This window comes from Polynucleobacter necessarius, assembly GCF_900096765.1.
GTDB classification, from domain to species: Bacteria; Pseudomonadota; Gammaproteobacteria; order Burkholderiales; family Burkholderiaceae; genus Polynucleobacter; species Polynucleobacter necessarius_F.
Genome location: NZ_LT615228.1, coordinates 815,707 through 838,523, shown reverse-complemented (window position 1 = coordinate 838,523; position 22,817 = coordinate 815,707). Strand labels below are relative to the sequence as shown.

At 46.8% G+C, this 22,817-nt stretch carries 16 protein-coding genes and 3 pseudogenes; 14 read left to right on the top strand and 5 right to left on the bottom strand.

What is annotated here, in order from left to right; all coding sequences use genetic code 11:
• The first annotated feature begins 57 nt into the window (after positions 1-57).
• The 7 genes and pseudogenes from rimP to DXE33_RS04315 all read left to right on the top strand — a co-directional run bounded on the left by rimP (position 58) and on the right by DXE33_RS04315 (position 10,449).
• A complete protein-coding gene (gene rimP / locus DXE33_RS04345) occupies positions 58-549 on the top strand; it encodes a ribosome maturation factor RimP (protein ID WP_114639719.1) in 492 nt (163 codons plus the stop codon).
• Complete coding sequence (gene nusA / locus DXE33_RS04340) at positions 546-2,027, top strand: transcription termination factor NusA (protein WP_114638783.1); 1,482 nt, start codon at positions 546-548, stop codon at positions 2,025-2,027. Before rimP ends, nusA begins: the two co-directional genes overlap by 4 nt.
• A 13-nt stretch (positions 2,028-2,040) precedes the next feature.
• The gene (gene infB, locus DXE33_RS04335; protein ID WP_114638781.1) at positions 2,041-4,803 is read left to right on the top strand and encodes a translation initiation factor IF-2; all 2,763 of its coding nucleotides are present in this window, start codon (positions 2,041-2,043) and stop codon (positions 4,801-4,803) included.
• Between the two features lie 11 nt (positions 4,804-4,814).
• Positions 4,815-5,192, top strand: coding sequence for a 30S ribosome-binding factor RbfA (gene rbfA, locus DXE33_RS04330; RefSeq protein WP_114638779.1), 378 nt, complete (start codon positions 4,815-4,817; stop codon positions 5,190-5,192).
• A 1-nt stretch (position 5,193) separates the two neighbouring features.
• On the top strand, positions 5,194-6,105 hold the full coding sequence (gene truB / locus DXE33_RS04325) for a tRNA pseudouridine(55) synthase TruB (RefSeq protein WP_114638777.1): 912 nt from the start codon (positions 5,194-5,196) through the stop codon (positions 6,103-6,105).
• Between the two features lie 55 nt (positions 6,106-6,160).
• Positions 6,161-7,978, top strand: coding sequence for a translational GTPase TypA (gene typA / locus DXE33_RS04320; RefSeq protein ID WP_114638775.1), 1,818 nt, complete (start codon positions 6,161-6,163; stop codon positions 7,976-7,978).
• A gap of 114 nt (positions 7,979-8,092) precedes the next feature.
• Positions 8,093-10,449: pseudogene (locus tag DXE33_RS04315) on the top strand (Tex family protein).
• A gap of 78 nt (positions 10,450-10,527) precedes the next feature.
• Here DXE33_RS04315 and DXE33_RS04310 read toward each other — a convergent pair.
• From DXE33_RS04310 to DXE33_RS04300, 4 genes and pseudogenes are all read right to left on the bottom strand, one after another.
• Positions 10,528-11,283: a transglutaminase-like domain-containing protein gene (locus DXE33_RS04310; RefSeq protein ID WP_231970379.1), complete on the bottom strand. Its 756-nt coding sequence runs from the start codon at positions 11,281-11,283 to the stop codon at positions 10,528-10,530.
• Entirely contained in the window at positions 11,252-11,464 is a 213-nt protein-coding gene (locus DXE33_RS10110; RefSeq protein ID WP_231970378.1) for a transglutaminase N-terminal domain-containing protein, read from the bottom strand. Before DXE33_RS10110 ends, DXE33_RS04310 begins: the two co-directional genes overlap by 32 nt.
• Positions 11,465-11,470: 6 nt before the next feature.
• Entirely contained in the window at positions 11,471-13,591 is a 2,121-nt protein-coding gene (locus DXE33_RS04305; protein WP_114638773.1) for a circularly permuted type 2 ATP-grasp protein, read from the bottom strand.
• Between the two features lie 11 nt (positions 13,592-13,602).
• A pseudogene (locus DXE33_RS04300) lies at positions 13,603-17,023 on the bottom strand (transglutaminase family protein).
• Positions 17,024-17,214: 191 nt separating this feature from the next.
• Here DXE33_RS04300 and DXE33_RS04295 point away from each other — a divergent pair.
• The 4 genes and pseudogenes from DXE33_RS04295 to DXE33_RS04285 all read left to right on the top strand — a co-directional run bounded on the left by DXE33_RS04295 (position 17,215) and on the right by DXE33_RS04285 (position 19,136).
• Complete coding sequence (locus tag DXE33_RS04295) at positions 17,215-17,430, top strand: hypothetical protein (protein ID WP_114638771.1); 216 nt, start codon at positions 17,215-17,217, stop codon at positions 17,428-17,430.
• 34 nt (positions 17,431-17,464) lie between these two features.
• Positions 17,465-17,875, top strand: a pseudogene (locus DXE33_RS10420) (enoyl-CoA hydratase-related protein); the annotation flags it as partial.
• Positions 17,847-18,209 carry an enoyl-CoA hydratase-related protein gene (locus tag DXE33_RS10415; protein ID WP_269460022.1) on the top strand — a complete coding sequence of 121 codons (363 nt, stop codon included), beginning with the start codon at positions 17,847-17,849 and terminating at the stop codon, positions 18,207-18,209. The pseudogene DXE33_RS10420 and the gene DXE33_RS10415, both read left to right, overlap by 29 nt.
• A 30-nt stretch (positions 18,210-18,239) precedes the next feature.
• Entirely contained in the window at positions 18,240-19,136 is an 897-nt protein-coding gene (locus DXE33_RS04285) for a pseudouridine synthase (RefSeq protein WP_231970377.1), read from the top strand.
• 10 nt (positions 19,137-19,146) lie between these two features.
• On the opposite strand, the gene DXE33_RS04280 is transcribed toward DXE33_RS04285, so the two are convergent.
• On the bottom strand, positions 19,147-20,787 hold the full coding sequence (locus DXE33_RS04280; RefSeq protein WP_114639717.1) for an FMN-binding glutamate synthase family protein: 1,641 nt from the start codon (positions 20,785-20,787) through the stop codon (positions 19,147-19,149).
• 109 nt (positions 20,788-20,896) lie between these two features.
• Here DXE33_RS04280 and DXE33_RS04275 point away from each other — a divergent pair, with 109 nt between their 5' ends.
• From DXE33_RS04275 to dusA, 3 genes are all read left to right on the top strand, one after another.
• Complete coding sequence (locus tag DXE33_RS04275) at positions 20,897-21,313, top strand: translational machinery protein (protein WP_231970376.1); 417 nt, start codon at positions 20,897-20,899, stop codon at positions 21,311-21,313.
• 24 nt (positions 21,314-21,337) lie between these two features.
• Entirely contained in the window at positions 21,338-21,586 is a 249-nt protein-coding gene (locus DXE33_RS04270) for a hypothetical protein (RefSeq protein ID WP_114638769.1), read from the top strand.
• 97 nt (positions 21,587-21,683) lie between these two features.
• Positions 21,684-22,766: a tRNA dihydrouridine(20/20a) synthase DusA gene (gene dusA, locus DXE33_RS04265; protein ID WP_408634195.1), complete on the top strand. Its 1,083-nt coding sequence runs from the start codon at positions 21,684-21,686 to the stop codon at positions 22,764-22,766.
• Positions 22,767-22,817: the final 51 nt, after the last annotated feature.

Below are 22,817 nucleotides of genomic sequence, written 5' to 3'. Positions count from 1 at the left end.
TCTCGAGAATATGGGCTTTGAAGCCCATTTTTTTTGCTTTTTTGTTTGAAGGGTGTCGTGAAAGATCAAAGGATCATCGCTGCAGAGTTGGAAAACTTAGGTTACACGCTAGTTGATATTGAGCGTGAAGCCGGAGGTTTGTTGCGTGTCACGATTGAAAACCCAGATTACGAGCGCTTGATTACAGTTTTGGATTGCGAGAAGGTGAGCCATCAGTTGAGCTACACCTTGCCTGTGGAAAACATTCCGTATGAGCGTTTGGAGATTTCTTCTCCAGGCCTAGATCGTCCGGTCAAGAGTGCGCAAGATTTTGAGCGCTTTGCTGGAATGGAAGTGGATTTGAAGTTGCGTGTTGCAGTTGGTAATCGTAAGAATTTTCGTGGTGTGTTGCAAGGTTTGCTGACTGGTGAGTTGAATTCGCCTGATGCTAAATTTGGTTTGGTGTTCGAGGGTGCTGATGGTCAGCCCTCTCAATTGGAGTTTTCTTTAGCCGAGGTTGATAAGACCCGGTTGGTCCCTGTTATTGATTTCAAAGGAAGAAAGTCATGAGCCGAGAAGTTCTCATGTTGGCAGACGCCCTAGCGCGTGAAAAGAACGTTGATCAAGCCATTGTGTTCGAGGCGCTAGAAATGGCGTTGGCATCAGCCACAAAAAAGCGTTATGCAACCGAGGATGTGGATATTCGTGTAACCATCGACCGCGATACGGGTGAGTACGAAACCTTTCGTCGCTGGCTCGTTGTGCCTGACGAAGTTGGTCTACAAGAGCCAGACAAAGAGATTTTGCAATTTGAAGCTCAAGAGCAGTTACCCGATATCGAGGTTGGCGACTACATCGAAGAGCAGATTGAATCTTTAGCGTTTGGCCGTATTGGTGCACAAGCTGCAAAACAAGTGATTTTGCAACGCATTCGTGATGCAGAGCGTGAGCAAATTTTGAACGATTATCTTGAGCGTGGCGAGAAAGTCATGACCGGTACCGTTAAGCGTGCTGATAAGAATGGCTTGATCATCGAATCTGGTCGCGTGGAAGCTCTGTTGCGTCGCGATCAAATGATTCCAAAAGAGAACTTGCGTTCTGGTGACCGTGTACGTGCTTATATCCTCAAAGTGGATCGCGAAGCACGTGGCCCACAGATCGAACTCTCTCGTACTTGCCCAGAATTCTTAATCAAGCTGTTTGAGAACGAAGTTCCTGAGATGGAGCAAGGTCTCCTGGAGATTAAGGGCGCAGCTCGTGATCCTGGTATTCGTGCAAAGATTGCTGTCGTTACTTATGACAAGCGTATTGACCCAATCGGCACCTGCGTTGGTGTCCGTGGTACACGTGTTACCGCGGTGCGCAACGAAGTGGCTGGTGAGGCAGTAGATATCGTATTGTGGTCTGAAGATCCAGCCCAATTTGTGATTGGTGCTTTGGCGCCCGCTCAGGTATCTTCTATTGTGGTTGACGAAGAGCGTCACGCGATGGACGTGGTAGTTGATGAAGAGAACTTGGCTATTGCGATTGGTCGTAGCGGGCAAAACGTTCGCTTGGCTAGTGATTTGACTGGTTGGCAGATCAACATCATGACCCCAGAAGAGTCTGCTGAAAAAACTGAAAAAGAAGCTTCTTCTGTACGTCAACTGTTTATGGACAAGTTGGACGTGGATCAAGAAGTAGCTGACATCTTGATTGAAGAAGGTTTCAATACTTTGGAAGAGGTTGCTTATGTACCTCTTTCTGAAATGTTAGAAATTGACTCATTTGATGAAGACACTGTGAGCGAGTTGCGTACACGTGCTCGCGATTCTTTGTTGACTATGGAATTAGCAAAAGAAGAGCGTATTGGCGAAGTGTCACAAGACTTGCGTACCCTAGAAGGAATGACCACAGAGTTGATTGCTAAGCTTGCTGACAATCAAGTACATACCCGTGACGACCTTGCTGAATTAGCTGTTGATGAGCTGGTTGAGGCGACACAAATTGACGAAGAAACTGCGAAAACGCTCATCATGAAAGCGCGCGAACATTGGTTTACTTCATGAGAGGAAGTAGTGCATGGCAACAACAACAGTAAAAGTACTCGCTAAGGAACTGAAAAGAACTGCAGCTGACCTCTTGGAGCAATTCAAGGCAGCCGGGATCGAAAAAGGTTCTGAGGATGAGAGCATTACCGAGAAGGACAAAACCGTCTTACTCGAGCATTTGCAAAAAGCGCATGGTAATGCGGATGCGGGCGCACGCAAAAAGATCACCTTAATCAAGCGCGAGAGTTCAGAGATTCGTCAGGCAGATTCTGCTGGACGCACTCGCACTGTGCAGGTTGAGGTTCGCAAAAAGCGTGTGCTGGTTAAGGCAGGAGATAAATCTCCTGAAGCGAATCCAGAAAAACCCATTAAAGAAGCTGCCCCAGTAGCTCCTGTTAAACCAATTCTTTCAGAAGAAGAGTTAGAAAAGCGGGCAGCTGAGGCAACCCGTCAAGCTGAGCTACTCGCTCGTCAAGAAGCGGAAATGAAGGCGGCCGAAGAGGCGCGTCAAAAAGAGGTTTCTGCTCCTATTATTGAGAAAGAAGCCAAGACTGTTGAGGAAGCGTCAGATGTTGCTGCCACTGCTGCCGAGAAAAAATCAAAAGCAGACAAAGCTGCGAAAGATTTAGCGGCTAGCAAAGAAAAAGAGTTAGCTGATATTCGTGTGCGTCGTGCTGCCGCTGAAGCAGAGGCACTGGCAATTCGTGACATGATGAGTGCTCCTGCGCGTGTTCTTAAGGCGCCTAGTGAAATCGCTGCTGAAGAAGCTAAAAAAGGAACCTTGCACAAGCCTGCTAAGGCTGAAGGCGCTGAGGATAAGAAAAAATCTCCAGCAAAAGTTGGCGGTAAGACAATCAAATCATCAGAGACATCTTCTACTTGGCAAGAAGAAGGCGCCAAGAAGCCTGGTGGCTTAAAGACTCGTGGTGACACCTCTGGTGGAGTAGGTGGCTGGCGTTCAGGTGGCGGCCGTAAGAAGCAGCGTCAAATCGCTGAAGCTAACGTTGACACCAACTTCCAAGTCCCAACTGAGCCAGTGGTGAGAGATGTACACGTACCAGAAACGATTACTGTTGCGGAGCTCGCTCACGCAATGGCCGTCAAGAGTGCTGAAGTAATTAAGTTATTGATGGGCATGGGTCAGATGGTTACCATCAACCAGGTTCTCGATCAAGATACTGCAATGATCATCGTCGAAGAAATGGGTCATCGTGCGCACGCTGCGAAGTTAGATGATCCAGATTTAGATCTCGGTAGCGAAAGTCATGATGCAGAGCTGTTGCCACGTCCCCCGGTAGTTACTGTGATGGGTCACGTTGATCACGGTAAAACATCTTTACTCGATAAGATTCGCGCAGCAAAAGTTGCTACTGGCGAAGCTGGCGGCATTACTCAGCATATCGGTGCCTACCACGTAGAAACACCTCGTGGCATGATTACTTTCTTGGATACCCCGGGTCACGAAGCGTTTACTGCGATGCGTGCCCGTGGTGCTAAGGCGACTGATATCGTCATCTTGGTTGTAGCTGCAGATGATGGCGTTATGCCACAGACTAAAGAAGCAATTCACCATGCAATTGCTGGTGGAGTGCCTTTGGTTGTGGCGATTAACAAAATTGATAAGCCTGAAGCTAACCCAGAGCGGGTAAAAACTGAGTTGGTAGCTGAGCAGGTCGTTCCTGAAGAATACGGTGGCGACGTGCCATTTATTCCTGTATCCGCTAAATCAGGTGAGGGCATTGATGCCTTGCTAGAGAACGTACTTTTGCAAGCAGAAATCTTGGAGCTTAAGGCTCCTAAAGATGCTCCAGCGCAAGGTTTGGTGATTGAAGCTCGCTTAGATAAAGGTAAGGGTCCGGTTGCAACGGTATTAGTTCAATCCGGTACTTTAAAGCGTGGCGATATGTTGCTGGCTGGTTCTACTTTCGGACGCGTGCGTGCGATGATGGATGAGAACGGCAAGCCATGTAACGAGGCAGGCCCATCCATTCCAGTAGAGATCCAAGGTTTAGCCGATGTGCCAGCTGCTGGCGAATCTGTTCAAGTCGTTCCAGATGAGCGTAAGGCTCGTGAGATTGCACTTTTCCGTCAAGGTAAATTCCGTGATGTGAAGTTGGCCAAACAGCAAGCCGTCAAGCTCGAAACCATGATGGAAAACATGGGTGAGGGTGCCATTGAAGCGAAGTTATTGCCATTAATCATCAAAGCAGACGTACAGGGCTCACAAGAAGCGTTGTCTCAGTCATTGATGAAGCTTTCTACTCCAGAAGTGAAGGTGCAAATCGTTCATGCCGCTGTAGGTGGCATTACTGAAACTGACGTGAACTTAGCAGTGGCTTCTAAAGCAGTCATCATTGGGTTTAACTCTCGCGCTGATGCTGCAGCTCGTAAGTTGGCCGAGAACAATGGCGTAGATATTCGTTATCACAACATCATTTATGACGCAGTCGATGAAGTGAAGCTTGCTCTGAGCGGAATGTTGACCCCAGATAAGAAAGAAGAAATCACTGGCTTGGTTGAAATTCGTCAAGTCTTCTTGGTATCTAAAGTTGGCGCGATTGCGGGTTGCTTGGTTGTTGACGGTATTGTTAAACGTACTTCAAGCGTTCGACTCCTGCGAGATAACGTGGTTATCTGGACCGGTGAGTTGGACTCTCTCAAGCGCTTTAAAGATGATGCTAAAGAAGTTCGTGCCGGTGTTGAATGTGGTTTGTCATTAAAAGGCTACAACGACATTAAAGAAGGCGATCAGCTTGAAGTGTTTGAGGTAACTGAAGTTGCTCGTTCACTTTAAGCACGATTAGTATGCATAAGACAAGCCCACATCGTAACCAGCGTCTTGCTGATCAAATTCAGCGAGACCTGGCCGAGTTAATTCCGCGTGAGTTACGCAGTTCTAGCTTGGGTTTGATTACCCTGCAAAGTATTGAGCTCTCACCAGACTTGGCTCATGCAAAAGTGCTCTTTACTGTCTTGGGTGCTGAGCCCGAGCATGCATTGAAAGCGCTTCAAGAAAAGGCGGGATATTTGCACTCCTTATTGTTTAAACGCTTGCACATTCATACCGTACCTACTTTGCACTTTCACTATGATAGTTCTGTGGAGCACGGTATAGAAATGTCTCGATTGGTCGATCAAGCGGTTGACAGTGATCGTAGCGATCAAGCGGACGAGAATAAATAACATGTCCACGCGTATCGACGGAGTGGTATTGCTTGATAAGCCCGCTGGAATGAGTTCACAGAGCGCAGTTACTGCTGTCAAACGTGCCTTCAATGCTGAGAAGGCTGGTCACACTGGAACATTAGATTCGATGGCTACTGGCCTATTACCAATTTGCTTAGGTGAAGCCACAAAATACTCACAGGATTTATTAGAAGCTGATAAAACCTACGTGGCACAAGTCAAGTTCGGATCTCGTACCGATACCGGCGATGCTGAGGGCTTAGTCATTGAGGAGTTTTCACTTCCTAGTTTTGAAAATGAAGCAGCAATTCAAAAAACCTTAGATGCACTTTTGCCGCAATTTATAGGCTCGATTTCTCAAGTGCCGCCCATGTACTCGGCTTTAAAGCGTGATGGCAAACCACTTTATGAATATGCCCGGGCTGGCGTCGAGTTAGAGCGCACACCACGAGATATCATCATTCATCAAATTCGTTGGATTAATATCCAGTGGCCACAGGCCACCTTAGAGGTCACTTGTAGCAAGGGCACTTACATTCGTGTGCTGGCTGAGGATCTCGGGAATGCGCTTGCTTGTGGCGCCCATTTAGTTGGCTTGCGCCGTACAGAAGTTGGGCACCTCACGCTGGAGCAGTCTTTTACGCTGGATTCGATTCAAAAGGGCTTGCACGATAGTTCAAGCTATATTCTCCCAGTCGATGCGCTTTTGCAGACCTTGCCGCATTTAACGGTTGACGAGCAGCAAGCGAAGCGCTTAGAAATGGGCCAACGAGTTCCCTTGAGCCTGCCTTCGATCGAAGCATTAGTACGTATTTATCGCGCCACTGCTGCACCACATAACTTTATTGGAACTGCGGATTGGCGCTCTGGGGTCTTACACCCAAAGCGTCTGATTTCTCAGGCTCATTAACCCTAAACGAATTACATCTAACCCTTTTACTGATCCTAAACTTTAGAAGCTTCACATGACTAAACGCGCACTTCGTAACATTGCCATCATCGCCCACGTTGACCACGGTAAAACTACCCTAGTTGACCAACTCTTGCGCCAATCTGGCACATTCCGCTCCAATGAAAAAGTGACCGAACGTGTCATGGACTCTAATGACTTGGAAAAAGAGCGTGGCATTACTATTTTGTCTAAGAACTGTGCTGTGGAATATGATGGCACCCATATCAATATCGTTGATACCCCAGGGCACGCAGACTTCGGTGGTGAAGTAGAGCGTGTGCTATCTATGGTTGATGGTGTACTACTCTTGGTCGATGCAGTTGAGGGGCCAATGCCACAGACACGCTTTGTAACCAAAAAAGCCTTGGCTTTAGGCTTGAAGCCAATTGTCGTGATCAATAAAGTTGACCGTCCGGGTGCGCGAACCGATTACGTAATTAATGCCACCTTTGAGTTGTTCGACAAACTGGGTGCCACTGAAGAGCAGTTGGACTTCCCAGTGGTTTATGCCTCTGGTTTAAATGGCTATGCGGGCATGACCGATGATGTGCGTGAAGGCGATATGCGCCCATTGTTTGATACAGTTCTCAAGCATGTTCCAGTTCGTGACGACAATCCAGAAGGCCCTTTGCAGTTGCAAATCACCTCGATTGAATACAGCACTTACGTTGGTAAGATTGGTGTTGGCCGCGTAAACCGTGGCACCGTCAAACCAGGCATGGATGTCGTCTTTATGGACGGCCCAGAAGGAGTTCAGCGGAAAGGTCGTATTAACCAAGTGCTGAAGTTCCGCGGATTAGAGCGTGAATTAGTAGATGAAGCTCAAGCAGGCGACATCGTCTTGATAAACGGTATTGAAGATTTAGCAATTGGCACTACGGTTTGTTCGCCAGAGACCCCAGAAGCTTTGCCAATGCTCAAAATTGATGAGCCTACCTTGACCATGAACTTCATGGTGAATACCAGCCCATTGGCAGGTCGCGAAGGTAAGTTTGTAACTAGCCGTCAAATTCGTGAACGTTTGGATCGCGAATTAAAGTCCAATATGGCTTTGCGCGTAAAAGATACTGACGACGATACCGTATTCGAGGTATCAGGTCGTGGTGAATTGCACCTCACCATTTTGGTAGAGACTATGCGTCGTGAAGGTTATGAATTGGCCGTTTCTCGTCCGCGCGTAGTTTTCCATGAAGAAAATGGTGTAAAGATGGAGCCCTATGAGAATTTAACGGTTGACGTAGAAGACACCACCCAAGGTGCTGTGATGGAAGACTTAGGTCGACGTAAGGGTGAGTTGCTTGATATGGTGAGTGACGGCAAAGGTCGTACTCGTCTTGAATACCGAATTCCTGCTCGGGGTTTGATCGGCTTTCAGGGTGACTTTATGACGATGACCCGCGGTAACGGCTTAATGAGTCATACATTTGATTCCTATGCCCCAGCTAAAGAGGGTATCTTAGGCGAGCGTCACAACGGTGTATTGATTAGCCAAGACGATGGCGAAGCGGTTGCTTATGCTTTATGGAAATTACAAGACCGTGGACGTATGTTTGTCAGCCCGGGCGATCCTTTGTACGAAGGTATGGTGATTGGTATCCATAGTCGTGATAACGATTTGGTTGTGAACCCCATTAAGGGCAAGCAATTAACTAACGTTCGCGCCTCTGGTACTGACGAAGCAGTGCGTTTGGTTCCCCCAATTGCAATTAACTTGGAATACGCAGTAGAGTTTATTGATGATGATGAATTGGTGGAAGTCACGCCTAAGAGCATTCGTATTCGCAAGCGTTACCTCAAGGAGCATGAGCGCAAAAAAGCATCGCGCGAGTAAGTAAACTCAAGTGTCAATCCAAAAGTCACCTCCGGGTGGCTTTTGTTCTTCTCTGAATTACATATTCAAAAAATATCAGCACTAATACACATAGAAAAAACAGAATCACTATCCATGTTGCCATCAATTGAACAACGTCTTGCCCAAGAACTATCTGCCAAACCCAATCAAGTAGCCGCCGCTATTGCGCTATTGGACGAAGGCGCTCTGTTCCTTTCATCGTTCGCTATCGTAAAGAGGCTACTGGAGGCTTGGATGATGTCCAATTACGAAAATTAGAAGAGCGCTTAACTTATTTGCGCGAATTAGAAGAGCGTCGCAAAACTATCGTAGCTTCAATTGAAGAGCAGGATAAGATGACCCCAGAATTACTCAAGGACATCATGCTTGCCGAGGATAAGACTCGCCTAGAAGACCTTTATTTGCCCTACAAACCTAAGCGCAGAACTAAAGCGCAGATTGCTTTTGAGGCTGGACTCGAGCCCTTGGCAAATGATTTACTCACCAATCCAAATCTAGATCCAGAAGTAGAGGCTGCGAAGTACATTAAAGAAGCCTTTAAAACCGAGCAGGGCGATAACGCTGGTGTGCCCGATGTCAAAGCGGCTTTAGAGGGCGCACGCCAAATCTTGATGGAGCGCTTTGCTGAGGATGCTGCACTGGTGCACTCGCTCAGAACATATTTGCAGGATCATGGTGTCGTCGAATCTAAAGTGGTTGCCGGCAAAGAGCAAGAAGGTGAAAAGTTTGCGGATTACTTTGATTATTCGGAGCCCATTAAAGCAATCCCCTCTCATCGAGCGCTAGCACTTTTTAGGGGTCGCCGTGAACAGATATTGATGGTGACTTTACGTCTTGATAGCGAAGAAGAAAAGCCGAAATGGGATTCACCTCATAATCCTTGTGAAATGCGTATTGCTCATCATTTCAAAATTAAGAATGAGGGGCGAAAAGCCGATGCTTGGCTGTCTGACACTGTGCGCTGGACCTGGCGTATTAAATGCTCATTACATTTAGAGTCAGAACTGATGACTGCGCTGCGCGAGCGCTCAGAAACTGAGGCAATCAATGTCTTTGCTCGCAATTTGAAAGATCTCCTCCTGGCGGCGCCTGCTGGTCCTAGAGTCACCATTGGCTTAGATCCTGGTATGCGTACTGGTGTAAAGGTTGCCGTTGTGGATGAAACTGGAAAAGTCGTTGATACCGATGTAATTTACCCGCATCAACCCAAAAATGACTGGGTGGGATCACTTGTTACGCTGGCAAAATTAGCTGAGAAGCATCAAGCTACCTTAATTTCGATTGGCAACGGAACTGCTTCACGCGAGACGGATAAGCTGGCGCAAGATCTGATAAAAGCAAAACCCGAATTAGGTCTTACCAAGATTGTGGTCTCAGAAGCGGGCGCTTCTGTCTACTCCGCATCGGAATATGCTTCAAAAGAATTGCCCGGCATGGATGTCTCCTTACGCGGCGCTGTATCAATTGCGAGAAGACTGCAAGATCCTCTGGCAGAGTTAGTGAAAATTGATCCCAAATCGATTGGCGTAGGTCAGTATCAGCATGATGTGATGCAGACCCAGTTAGCCAAATCCTTAGTCGCTGTGGTGGAAGATTGTGTCAATGCGGTTGGCGTGGATGTGAATACAGCATCTGCGCCATTACTAGCTAGAGTTTCAGGTTTGTCGAGCACGGTAGCTGAGGGTATTGTTGCTTATCGCGATAGCAAAGGCATTTTTAAGTCCAGAACAGATCTGAAAAGTGTTCCGCGTCTTGGTGAAAAGACATTTGAGCAGGCCGCTGGATTCTTGCGCATCATGAATGGCCCAGATCCATTGGATGCCTCAGCGGTTCATCCAGAATCCTATCCGTTAGTAGAAAAGATTCTGAAAGATATCAAGAAAGGTGTAAAAGAGGTTATTGGGGATAGCAATCTACTGAAGTCACTCTCTCCAGAAAAGTATGCTGATGATCAGTTTGGCGTACCGACTGTTACTGATATTCTGAAAGAATTAGAAAAACCAGGTCGTGACCCACGCCCAGAATTTACCACCGCAACATTCAAAGACGGTGTTGAGCAAATAAGCGATCTGAAAGTCGATATGATTTTGGAAGGTGTGGTTACCAATGTCGCAGCCTTTGGAGCTTTTGTGGATATTGGAGTTCACCAAGATGGTTTGGTGCATATCTCCGCACTGTCGAATACCTTTGTTAAAGACCCGCATTCTGTTGTAAAAGCAGGGCAGGTAGTGAAGGTGAAGGTGCTTGAAGTGGATGAGAAGCGTAAACGTATTGCATTAACGATGCGGCTGTCCGATGAAGCACCCAAACTGAGCCAAAAAGGAAGGCCAGAACGAAAAGCCCCAAATCGTCCTCACTCTATTGAACCCAGAAAAGCTCAAGACGATAGAAGACAGGCTGCCCCAATTAATAATGCAATGGCAATGGCATTAGCCAAGTTGAAAAAATAATTGTTCGCTTGCTCAGCCGGAGAATCATTCTGTGACAGTTTTTGACTGATAAATAGCTTGTTTTCGCCACTGCAGTAATCAAGTTTCAGAATTGATGGGCATCACAGTGACAGCAACATCTAAAGTATGGTCTGATCCACCATGTATCACTCCTCGAATAGGGGATACATCAGCATAGTCTCTGCCTTGGGCGAGGTGCACGTAGTCTTCCCCCGGAGTTTCATAGCCCCAGCGATTGTTGGTTGGATCTAAATCGCACCACCATCCTTTAGATAGTTGACCATTCGCATCGATGTTAGGCACGTAGGTCGATACCCAGGCGTGTGAGGCATCCCCGCCAATTAGGCGCGCTTGGCCGGGAGGTGGGTTTGTCAGGATGTAGCCGCTAATATACTTGGCGGGTAAACCAATGCTTCGCAATGATGCGATGAGAATATGTGCAAAGTCTTGGCAAACACCTTCACGTTTCTCTAAAGCCTCAAGTGCCGGCGTGCCAATATCAGTACTCTTGCTGACATAATGAAATTCACCGTAGATACGCTGTGTGAGATCAATGGCCGCTTCCAGAATTGGTCTACCGCTTGTAAAGTTGGCTCTGGCAAATTCTGCAAATTCAGGGCGTAATGCAATAAAAGGGGAGGTGAATAAAAACTCTGAAGCCGCATCCCATTTGGTGTTGGAGTGATAGCGAAAATACTCGCGCACTAATTCCCAGGCTGGAGTCTCTTGTGGTTTAGGGCCAATATTGACTGCGCTAGCAGTCTCAATAAGCGACTTGGCAACTATCGAAAGCTCGCTATGCCTACTCTGGAGCGAAAAAAAAAGTGCAAACATTACCAAAGTTATCTACATTCTCTTCTGTCCAGGCTGGTTTAGGGCTGACTTCGATTGCAGACTGCAACACTTGCTGACTTGCCATGGAGGCAGGTTTGAGATGGGCAAAATGTTGCGCAATTTCTACGCTAGGATCATAGGAGTAATGGGTGTCGTGGGTGATTTCAAGCAACATAGTCATCAATACTTATATTTGGACGCTGTATTCATTGGAGTGAATCAAATTAAAGTAGCGCGCACTGATTTCATCAGAAACATTCCATGCTGATTGAGAGACAGCATGCAAACAGTTTCTCAATTCTGAGAAATTACCATAGTCGTCCGTACAGGAGAGTTTGATTAAGTCGTAATCCTGAAGCTTGGTAACGCTGCGAGTTAATTCATCAGGGTTATTGCGCTCCGTGCCAGCCAGTTTGGATAATCTAGCTCGCAGCGCTTTGCTAACCCAAGCAAGCGAACGGGGGTTTTCATTATCGAGCACTAAGAGGCTGACTAGTGGGGCGATTTCACGACTTTGCTGGTGCTGTGCGTGAAAGGTAATCGTACTATCAAAAATATTGAGAAGGGCTGTGTAGCCCGAGCTGTCTGTATTTGGATTAAAGAGCAAGCCCATTTCGATCGCTGAGTCTAAAACCGTCGTTAAAATGGATAGACGTTCAATATGACGACCAATAGAGAGCAGTTGCCAACCGTCATCACGCGTCATCCGGTCAGTCTGGGCCCCAGTAATGGCGGCTAAGGAGCTGCTAGCTTTCTTTAGGGCATCTATCGCTAATGAAGACGAAAAGTCATGGAAGGTATTAGCTTTGTGGCAATCTTGACCGAAGTTCTCAATGCAGTAATTGATAGTGCTCCATTGTTCAGGTGAGAGTCTTTCGCGAACATTGGATGCGGTACGTTTCATGGCGTTGAGATTAAAGCCTACGCTCGTGATGCCTTCACTGCCGTTGAGCGAATTGATGAGCGTTCTCTCAAAGATGCGGTGACGAATATCCCCTTGATCGTAGTTGCTTGGTACACCCTCGGGCACCAAGCCATATTGGTGACAAAGATGCTCAAGCCATGTCCATAACGAGCGAGAAGGAGTGTATTCGCTATTGATATTTTCTAAATATAACTTTGCTAAACGCAGAATATTTTCACTGCGCTCGGTATAGCGGCCAAACCAATATAAGTTTTCAGCTGCGCGACTGGTCACCATACGTTTGCGCATGACCAATTCTTTGTTTTGTAGGGCTTGCTGAGCCTGATGCTCCGTATTAGCATCGATGTGATTACTTTGTACCCAGACATCAGCGCTACTACCGCCTCTTTGCATAGACGCAATTGCCGAGTCAGTACCGGCAATACGGGCTAGACCACCTGGCAATACTTGCCAACTATCTGGACCATTGCTCAGTGCAAATATCCTCAGCATATAAGAGTGAGGCTCTATCAAGGTAGCATCATTGAGATTAAAAGCATTGAGCCAAGTAGGCATTTGCGCTAAGGGAATATAGGTTTGTACGGTATGTTCATCAGGTTGGCGAGTAATTCTGCCGACCCACTCATCGAGTTGGGCCTGCGTAAGTTCACCACCTAAAGCAGATTCATAATTTGGATGGCCAGTGCCGTTTGGGTAGGTGGGTTTGATGGCGCTGTAGCTAAGATTGGGGATTGCTGCTTCTAATGCAGCCCTTTCTCCGCACCACCAAGTATCCATTGCAGGCAACTCAATCTGTTCGCCTAGTAGGTATTCGCTGATGCCAGGCAAGAATCCTAGGAGAGCAGGAGATTCTAAAAAAGCAGAGCCAGGAGCGTTAGCCAAGATGACATTACCCGCACGAATGACTTGCATCAGCCCCGGAATGCCCAATGTGGAGTCAGAGCGTAATTCCAAAGGATCTAAGAACTCATCTTTTTGGAGCAAGATTTGAGGACCGTATACATCCTTCATGATGTTTTCTAATAATCTGGCTCTTTGCAATACCCCAGATTGAATTTCTTGCCATGAGTCAGGGCTAATGATTAGAGGAAATAAGTCCACCGACCAAGGCCGTTGCGGGCCATATTCATCTGCATAGACGTTGTAGGTAATTCCGTTATCTCGGACTTGGCGATTGAGTTCAAGTGTGCGTTGATTTAAATCAGAAAGACCTGAGGGTTCTAATTGCTCAAAAAATGTTTTCCAGTGCGGCAAAAGTTCAGGAGTGCTGCCGCGTAATTCATCAAAGTGACCTTCTTTGGCTTTTGGTGCTAGGCGCGTAACCTCCTCCACCAGAGAGGGGTGGGCTGTAGATTTCAAAGGGTTGGCTTGAGAAGAGTCCACAGCCTATTGTCTCATCGGCGCATATCCAGCGTAAATGGAAACTCCCTGCTGGCTGGTAGGTCAATATTGGCTGTAATACCCTCAAGCAATCCGGGTGTATGGCCCATGCGGAAGAAACGAGAAAGCCTGCGACTCTCTGCCTCATATGCATTTACTGGGAAGGTATCGTAGTTGCGTCCGCCAGGGTGAGCGACATGATACTGACAGCCGCCAACCGAGCGTTTCATCCAAGTATCCACGACATCAAACACCAGCGGCGCATGAACACCAATGCTAGGGTGCAAGCTCGATGGAGGATTCCAGGCCTTAAAGCGAACACCGGCAACATATTCTCCAGCAACACCAGTCGGTTGCATGGGGAGAGCTACACCATTACAAGTGATGGTGTAACGACTTTGGTTAAGTCCAGTGACACGCACTTCAATCCTTTCGATTGAAGAATCTACATAACGTGCCGTACCGCCACCGGTGCTTTCTTCACCCATGACATGCCATGGTTCAAGACCATTGCGTAAGGTAATTTCAGTACCCATTGTTTGTACTTTGCCAATTAAGGGGAAGCGGAATTCGAGATGTGGCGCAAACCACTCAGGCTTAAAATCATAACCATGGTGCTGCACTTCTTCGATCACATCATCAAAATCCATCTTGATGAAGGTAGGCAAGAGGCAGCGATCATGCAGCTCAGTGCCCCAGCGGGTAGCCGGAGCTAGATAAGGCTCATTCCAAAAGCGAGCAATCAATGCGCGAATAAGTAATTGTTGAACAATGCTCATCTGTGCATGCGGCGGCATTTCAAAGGCGCGCAATTCAAGTAAACCTAAGCGACCAGTTTGGCTATCGGGGGAGTACATTTTGTCGATACAAAACTCACTCCGATGGGTGTTACCAGTAACATCAATCAAGATATTGCGTAAGGTTCGATCGACCAGCCATGGTGGCATGCTGGCACCATACTTTTTGCGATTTTCATGCATCTCTTTTAGAGCAATCTCAAGTTCATAGAGTTGATCATTGCGCGCTTCATCCACCCGTGGAGCCTGGCTAGTGGGTCCAATGAACATGCCGCTAAAGAGATAGCTCAAACTAGGGTGATTGTGCCAATACAAAATCAAACTTGCTAGGAGTTCTGGCTTGCGCAGGAATGGGCTATCGACTGGCGTTGCGCCACCCATGACAAAGTGATTTCCACCACCAGTCCCAGTATGACGACCATCGATCATGAATTTTTCTGCAGATAGGCGCGATTCAAAAGCAGCTTGGTATAAAAACTCAGTGTGCTCGACTAATTCATTCCAGTTATGCGCTGGATGAATATTGACTTCAATGACGCCTGGATCCGGCGTGACTTGAAGAATTTTGAGGCGAGGTCACGTGGAGGAGGGTAGCCCTCTATCACAATTTGAAACTGTAATTCTTCAGCCGTAGCCTCTACAGCCTCTAGCAGGTTGAGGTAGTCTTCAAGACGCGCTAGTGGCGGCATAAACACATAAAGCGCGCCATTTTTACCGCCATACTTATTCTCTGCATCAGGCCCGTTCGAGCGCATAGGATCCCGTGTCTCGACGCACAAAGCGGTACGGGTAATCCAAGCTGCAGATTCTTGAGGTTGTGGATAGCGAATCTCTTGTGATTGACTCCAAATAGTTTTGCCGCTACCGGATATAGATCCTGAATTGCCGCTGGTCTGTACCGTAGAATTTTTGCCAGATTTTGGATATTGTCCAATCACTGGTGCAGTGGATCGCAGCGGTGGTCTGGGAGCAAAGGGATCTTGCTTAATCATGTAGGGGTAATCGGCTTTGTTTGTCCAAGGTAGGGAATCTAATGGCAGGCGATAACCCATAGGAGAGTCGCCTGGTAAGAGATAGAGTCGATCATCACGATAGAACCAAGGACCCGTCTTCCAATTGGTATCGAAGTAGTGTTGGCCTTGATTGGCCTCAATGGGTAATACATAACCAATGACTGAATCGAGTTTTTGCGTAAACACCCGCTTTAGGCGAGTACGCTCCATCTCGTCATCTAGGTTGGATTTAAAAGGATCTACATTGACGGGAAGTTTGGATTCACGCCATAAGTAATAGAAAACATCTTCATAGGCAGGCTCGATAAACTCATCCGCAAGACCTAATTTTTTGGAGAGGGTGTAGACAAATTTCTCAGCATCCTTATTGGTGTACTGGATCGGATCACGCTCATCAGCAAAAAGCTTCGGGTTCTTCCAAACCGGGTGACCATCAGCACGCCAGTAAATAGAAAGCGCCCAACGGGGTAATTGCTCTCCAGGGTACCATTTGCCTTGACCAAAGTGCAGGAAGCCACCCTCGCCATACTGCTTGCGCAGTCGTTCGACTAAATCGGTTGCGTAGCCACGCTTGGTAGGACCTAAAGCATCTACATTCCACTCACATTCATCACGACCATGGATCGATACAAAAGTTGGTTCGCCGCCCATCGTGAGGCGCACATCGCCAGCCTCTAGTTTTTGATCAACTCGATGTCCTAGATTAACAATCGCTTCCCACTGATCTGGTGTCTAGGGTTTAGTCACGCGCGGAGACTCATAAATACGAGTGACTTCCATACTGTGTTTAAATTCGACCTCACATTTATCGACGCTACCTTCTATCGGGGCTGCACCTGAAGGCTCAGGCGTGCAGGCAACCGGAATATGGCCTTCGCCAGCAAACAAACCGGAGGTAGGGTCTAAGCCAATCCAGCCTGCGCCAGGAAGATACACTTCACACCAAGCGTGCAAGTCAGTGAAATCTACCTCGGTGGGCCATCAAGCGCCTTAACGTCCGGCTTTAATTGAATTAGATAACCAGAAACAAAGCGTGCAGCTAAGCCGCATAGACGTAAAAGATTGACCATAAGCCACGCAGAGTCGCGGCATGAGCCACTCCGTAGCTCCAAGGTTTCTTCTGGAGTCTGTACACCGGGCTCCATCCGAATGAGGTAATGAATATCTTTTTGAACTTGTTGATTGAGTTTGACTAAAAAATCAATCGTGCGCATCTCCGCGCGATCAATTGAGTTGAAATACCGATTCAAGGTCGCATTGCGCATTCGTCCGAGATAAGGGCGCAATTCTTTTTTAAGATCTGAGTTATAGGTAAATGGATAATTTTCTGCGTCTGGCTCTAAAAAGAAATCAAAGGGGTTGTATACCGCCATCTCGGTAACCAGATCTACCGTTACTTTGAACTTCTGAGTTTTTTCGGGGGACACTAAACGCGCCTGATAGTTGGCGTAAGGATCTTGTTGCCAGTTCACAAAGTGACCTTTTGGCTCAACCTTGAGTGAGTAAGAAAGAATATGACTGCGACAATGTGGGGCTGGACGCAATCGAACTACTTGCGGACCTAGTTCGACCAGGCGGTCATAGTCATATTCAGTAACATGATGAAGGGCGGCATGGATAGACATGCTCCAAAGTCTATAAGTTCACCACATGGGTGCATTATTGCGTCGCACAAGATTAGTGCGATAAATCAAGGTATGCCCAAAATTGGGTAAAAGACGTCAAAAAGAGGGCATGAGACAGTCATTGCCCGATCCAAAAAGAATATTTTGAGTCAATAAGCCTATCAGTTAGTACTCTGAACCGAGGAAAAATCATGGTTGTTTACATCACTCGTAATATTGTCGCCAGAATGCGTCGCAATGACGGCACCGATAAAGGATGCTTTCCCTTAAACCCCGGGAAATACGAGGCCAATAAAACTTATGATGGTGCTCTTGAAATTTTGCAAGATGCTGGTGAACCGGTCTATTTACTGCCATTTATTTGGTGGGAAAAGATGGAGTTGGGCGATATTCTGATTGCCGCATGATCCATCAGGCCCTCAGTAGTGGCGCAGACAAGCAATGATCAAAATGAACTATCAATACATCAAAACAGAGCAGGCAGATCTTATTGCCACCATACGTTTTAATCATTACAGCAAGCGCAATGCGCTAAGCGAATGTTTGATTGAAGAAATCCACCATGCCTTAGAGGTATTTGGCAAAGAAGATGTACGCGTATTAGTTCTCAGGTCTGATAAGAAAAACAAAGTTTGGTCAGCGGGGCATGATGTCATGGAGTTGCCGCGTTCCGAACGGGATCCTTTGCCTGCAGATGACCCTGTGATGGTGTTGCTCAAATCGATTCGTGCATTTAGAGCGCCAGTCATTGCCATGGTTGACGGCTCTGTTTGGGGCGCTTCCACAGACTTAATTATGAGTTGTGATATCGCCATGGGAGACCATGACTCTACTTTTGCCATTACCCCGGCAAAGCTCGGTCTTCCCTATACCGCAAGTTCTGACGGCCGATCCAATTGGAGCAGACCGCGCATTGCAGATTGGCATTCTGAACCATCTGTATGTATCCAGCGAGTTAGAAGCAAAGACATATCAAATGGCCAGAACGATTGCTTCACGTTCTCCACAGGCCAATTCAGTGCTGAAGGCTCAAGCGCAAATGCTCTCGGATGCTGCCGTGATGAATCCTGCGGTATTTGAACATTTGCAATCTCTACGTAAGAACGTCTATATGGGAAGCGATTATCGCGAGGGTATTACCGCCTTCTTAGAAAAGCGTGACCCCGTATTTGCTCAAGCTACGTAGTTAAAATAGGGCTCCAAATGACGGGGCGCTATGAGCATTCAGGTGAATTCAGAAGGGGTTTTAGCATCACGGGTATTTTTACCCGCTGATCAATCTCATCCGAATTTACTGCAATTTTTCATTGCACAATTTCCCCATATCCAGGCTAAAGAGTGGGCGCAAAGATTTGAAGATGGTTTGATTTTAGATATCGAAGGGCGCTCACTTTCTGGAACCGATCCATACCTACCCAATACCCATCTGATGTATTTCAGAAGCTTGGTACGCGAGCCAGAAATTCCATTTGAAGAAGAAATTATTTATCAAGATGAACATATCTTGGTTGCAGATAAACCCCATTTCTTGCCAGTCACTCCAAGTGGGCTGTATTTGCATCAGACATTATTGAATCGATTGAGAAAGAAAACTCAAATCTCAAGCTTAAGTCCAGTTCATCGGATTGATCGTGATACAGCAGGCTTGGTGATCTTTTCAATCATTCCTCAAGAGCGAGCGCAATATCAAAATTTATTTCGTGATCGAGCAGTGAAAAAAGTGTATGAGGCAATTGCCCCATTCTCACGAGCCTTAGTTGATCAGTTGCCGATGACCTACACAAGTCGTCTGGAGGAGTCAGAGCACTTTCTGCAAATGCAAGAGGTAGCTGGCGATCCAAATACAGATACCTTGATTGAGTTGATAGAACAAAAAGGGGCAATGGCCAGATATCGTCTTAGCCCAGGAAGCGGTAAAAAGCACCAGCTACGTTGTCATCTGAACGCCCTAGGGATTCCGATTCGAAATGATCAGATTTACCCGATCCTCACTCCTTATCAGAAATATGAACTTGACTTTTCAAAACCCTTGCAGCTTCTAGCAAAAGAGCTTGAATTTCAAGACCCGGTTGCTGGGGAAAAACGCGCGTTTCAAAGTAAGCAGAGTTTATAGTTTTAAATGCTCAATCTTTTAAAGCTGTAAAACTGGCTGCTTGGGCTTTGTGCCAGTAGAGTTCAAATACCCTAGGTAAATTCAAGGCGGGATCAATCACTTGGGCATTGAGTAAGAGGCCTGCGGGCATTTCCGGTAGTAGGAAGGATAAAAGCCGAACTTCATTTTTGTTGATTCGACGAACAATATGGGATGCGTCAATCTCGCAAGGATGTTGTAGGCCGGCTGCTTCTACCAACTCTTTTAAGGTGATTAGAGTCTCGTTGTGGAAATTAAAGACGCGCTCAGACTTATTGGGAACAACCAAGGCTTTTTGTCTGGCAGGATCTTGGGTAGTTACGCCAGTTGGGCAATATCCAGTATTGCAGACTTGAGCCTGAATGCAACCAATCGAGAACATAAAACCACGGGCGCTGTTACACCATTCTGCACCTAGACCAAATGCCACTGCCATATCGAATGCGCTGATGATTTTCCCTGAGCAGCCGATCTTGATTTGATCTCGTAAATTGACACCCCTGAGCGTGTTGTGCACCAAGCGAAGACCTTCTTGTAAGGGCGTTCCCACGTGATTCGTAAACTCAACTGGGGAAGCGCCTGTACCGCCCTCAGAGCCATCCACCACTATGAAGTCGGGATAGATCTTGGTCTCTAGCATCGCTTTCACGATTCCAAACCATTCCCAGGGGTGGCCTATACAGAGCTTAAATCCAACGGGTTTACCGCCTGATAGATCACGCAATTGTTTTACGAACTGCATCATTTCGATTGGCGTTGAAAAAGCACTATGTGAAGCCGGCGAGATACAAGCTTCGCCCACTTTGACGCCTCGTGTGGCGGCAATCTCTTCAGTGACTTTAGGGCCGGGCAAAATACCGCCGTGTCCAGGTTTTGCCCCTTGACTGAGTTTAATTTCAATCATCTTGACTTGAGGATCTATGGCATTTTGTTTGTACTTTTCAGGATTGAACGTGCCATCTTCATTGCGGCACCCAAAGTAACCAGAGCCAATCTCCCAAATCAGATCTCCTCCATGAATGCGGTGATATTGAGAAATAGACCCTTCGCCAGTGTCATGGGCAAATCCACCTTTTTTGGCGCCTAAGTTCAATGCCATGATGGCATTGGCACTCAAGGATCCAAAACTCATGGCGGAGATATTGAAAATACTTGCTCGGTACTTTTGACTACAGTCTTTGCCGCCAATCTCAATACGAAAATCATGTGTAGGCAAGTGGGTAGGCGCCAATGATTGATTGATCCACTGATATCCAGGAGCCATGACATCCAAAGTGGTTCCAAAAGGAATCTCATCTGCCACTGCCTTGGCGCGAGAGTAAACAAGCGTCCTTTGCTCTCTGGAGAATGGAGTTTTATCGTTATCCCCTTCAATAAAGTATTGCCTAATTTCTGGGCGAATAAACTCCAGCAAAAAGCGCATGTGACCCAGGATCGGATAATTTCTTAATACAGCGTGCTTTTGTTGAATGCAATCGTAAATACCTACTAGGGTGAGGGTGGTAAATATTACAAACACCGGCCACATCGAAGCCCCGCCAAGAATGGCAACCCCACTCAGGATGCTGCCAGTAATGCAAATAGCAAATGTACTTAAGCGAATGGGGAGGATACGAGTTAGGGATAATTTCATCATGGTCTTCATATAGTGCGCAATTGCTTCAATCCATCCATATTTACCACTGAATTGTGACTTACATCAAATTCTGACATGCGCGTCCCTCATTGAGGGAGTATGCTCAATGGAAAACATCCCCATCAAAATGAAAGTCAATATGTCATTAAATCACGCAGTTATCTGGATCGATCATCAAGCAGCCCATGTTTTATTTTTGAGCGAGTCAGCGAGTGAGGCCGAGGTCATTAGAAGTAAATCGACACACCATCACCTTCACCATAAGGGCGGCGAAGTAGGAAGCGGTAAATTAGCGCTCGATTCCAAATATCTTCATTCAGATATTCAGGCTGTAAAAGAGTCCAAAGAAATATTGATCATTGGACCTGGTTCGGCTAAGCTTGAATTAATCAAGCATGCGCACCACCACGATCCTCAGATTGCAGAAAATATTGTTGGTGTAGAAACTGTGGATCATCCTTCAGATAAAGAAATACTTGCATATGCTCGTCACTTTTTCTATAAAGTGGATCAAATGTTGTAATTACTACCAAATAGGATGAAATCCATGACTAAGGAATCACTCGGACCAGACGGCCTACCAGGGCATGATTATTTTCTCGATGCCGTAAATCATATTGATGAGGCTGTAGCCAATAACACAATTGCTGTGGGCGCTGCCAAAGGAATTGTATTTAGCTTGGTTGAGACCTTGGGCGCAATGGTTGGCGATCCTGATTTACCAAACCATCTCAAATCTGGGTATATGGGCGCATTGGATTTGGCTGTAGAGTTAGAGGCAAAGCTGAACAAGTAGTACGTATCTCCGCATTAGCGCAAGCAATGGTTAAAGGCAAGCTAGGTTCTGTTAACCATTTAAAATCCCAACTCGTCCCGTTTAACAAATGAAGATGATGGATTCCCCAAAGAAACGTTTAGCGGTTGCTCCCATGATGGAGTGGACAGATCGGCATTGCCGATCCTTTCATCGCTCGCTTACTCAAGAAGCTGTCTTGTATACCGAGATGGTGACTACTGGGGCCTTGTTGCATGGCGATGTACCGCGTCATTTAGATTATTCACCTGAGCAACACCCTGTTGTGTTGCAATTAGGCGGCTCTGAGCCAGGTGATTTGGCTAGATCGGCAGAACTTGCGCAACAATGGGCTTACGACGAGATTGATCTTAACTGCGGATGTCCTTCAGAGCGAGTGCAACGTGGTGCCTTTGGCGCATGCCTAATGGCAGAGCCTAAATTAGTGGCTCAATGCGTACGCTCGATGAAGCATGCAGTAGATATTCCCATTTCGGTGAAGCACCGACTCGGTTTGGATTCTATGGATCCCGCCAATTCGCAACAGGATTATCAATTTGCCCTTGATTTCATTTTGGCTGTTGCAGATGCGGGCGCGAGTCAGGTGACGATCCACGCTCGAAACGCGGTGTTAAAAGGTTTGTCACCAAAAGAGAACCGCAGTAAACCGCCACTTCGCTACGAGGTGGCTGCCCAGTTGAGGCTTGATGCTCAAAAGGAGTTTCCTCATCTTCGCGTGCTTTTAAACGGCGGTCTAGAAACCAATGAACAAATTGCGAGTCATTGGCATGATTTTGATGGTTTTATGGTGGGTAGAGCGGCATATCATTTCCCTGCATTACTGCTTGGCTGGGATGATTTGATTCATTCTGATGGAGAGGCTGCAGGATATCTTTTTAGTGAAACAGAGTGGCATCGCATTCAGATTGCATTAGTGGGGCAGGTTACTCGATGGTTTGAGGAGTGCCAAGCCAAGGGTAAGCCGTTTTATATCGGTGCTTTTACAAGGCACATTTTGGGCTTGGCGCATGGTAGGGCAGGGTCGCGCTATTGGCGTCAACGATTGTCTGATCATCACGCTTTAGCTAAGGTGCAAAGTAAAGCTGCTATCGCCGACTTCTTTTTGGATGCCAGTCTTTGTCTTGGAGATTGGGCAGCTTTTGATTTAGAGATAGTTGATTAGTGCGTTTGGCTTGCAGCGGCTTAATAAGGATATAATCCTTCTTTCTACAAC

Excerpts from the sequence above, each read along its gene's own strand:
- nusA (WP_114638783.1), top strand. The coding sequence starts at position 546 with ATGAGCCGAGAAGTTCTCATGTTGGCAGACGCCCTAGCGCGTGAAAAG.
- infB (WP_114638781.1), top strand. The coding sequence starts at position 2,041 with ATGGCAACAACAACAGTAAAAGTACTCGCTAAGGAACTGAAAAGAACT.
- rbfA (WP_114638779.1), top strand. The coding sequence starts at position 4,815 with ATGCATAAGACAAGCCCACATCGTAACCAGCGTCTTGCTGATCAAATT.
- truB (WP_114638777.1), top strand. The coding sequence starts at position 5,194 with ATGTCCACGCGTATCGACGGAGTGGTATTGCTTGATAAGCCCGCTGGA.
- typA (WP_114638775.1), top strand. The coding sequence starts at position 6,161 with ATGACTAAACGCGCACTTCGTAACATTGCCATCATCGCCCACGTTGAC.
- DXE33_RS04310 (WP_231970379.1), bottom strand. The coding sequence starts at position 11,283 with ATGTTTGCACTTTTTTTTTCGCTCCAGAGTAGGCATAGCGAGCTTTCG.
- DXE33_RS10110 (WP_231970378.1), bottom strand. The coding sequence starts at position 11,464 with ATGACTATGTTGCTTGAAATCACCCACGACACCCATTACTCCTATGAT.
- DXE33_RS04295 (WP_114638771.1), top strand. The coding sequence starts at position 17,215 with ATGGTTGTTTACATCACTCGTAATATTGTCGCCAGAATGCGTCGCAAT.
- DXE33_RS10415 (WP_269460022.1), top strand. The coding sequence starts at position 17,847 with ATGACTCTACTTTTGCCATTACCCCGGCAAAGCTCGGTCTTCCCTATA.
- DXE33_RS04285 (WP_231970377.1), top strand. The coding sequence starts at position 18,240 with ATGAGCATTCAGGTGAATTCAGAAGGGGTTTTAGCATCACGGGTATTT.
- DXE33_RS04280 (WP_114639717.1), bottom strand. The coding sequence starts at position 20,787 with ATGAAATTATCCCTAACTCGTATCCTCCCCATTCGCTTAAGTACATTT.
- DXE33_RS04275 (WP_231970376.1), top strand. The coding sequence starts at position 20,897 with ATGGAAAACATCCCCATCAAAATGAAAGTCAATATGTCATTAAATCAC.
- DXE33_RS04270 (WP_114638769.1), top strand. The coding sequence starts at position 21,338 with ATGACTAAGGAATCACTCGGACCAGACGGCCTACCAGGGCATGATTAT.
- dusA (WP_408634195.1), top strand. The coding sequence starts at position 21,684 with ATGGATTCCCCAAAGAAACGTTTAGCGGTTGCTCCCATGATGGAGTGG.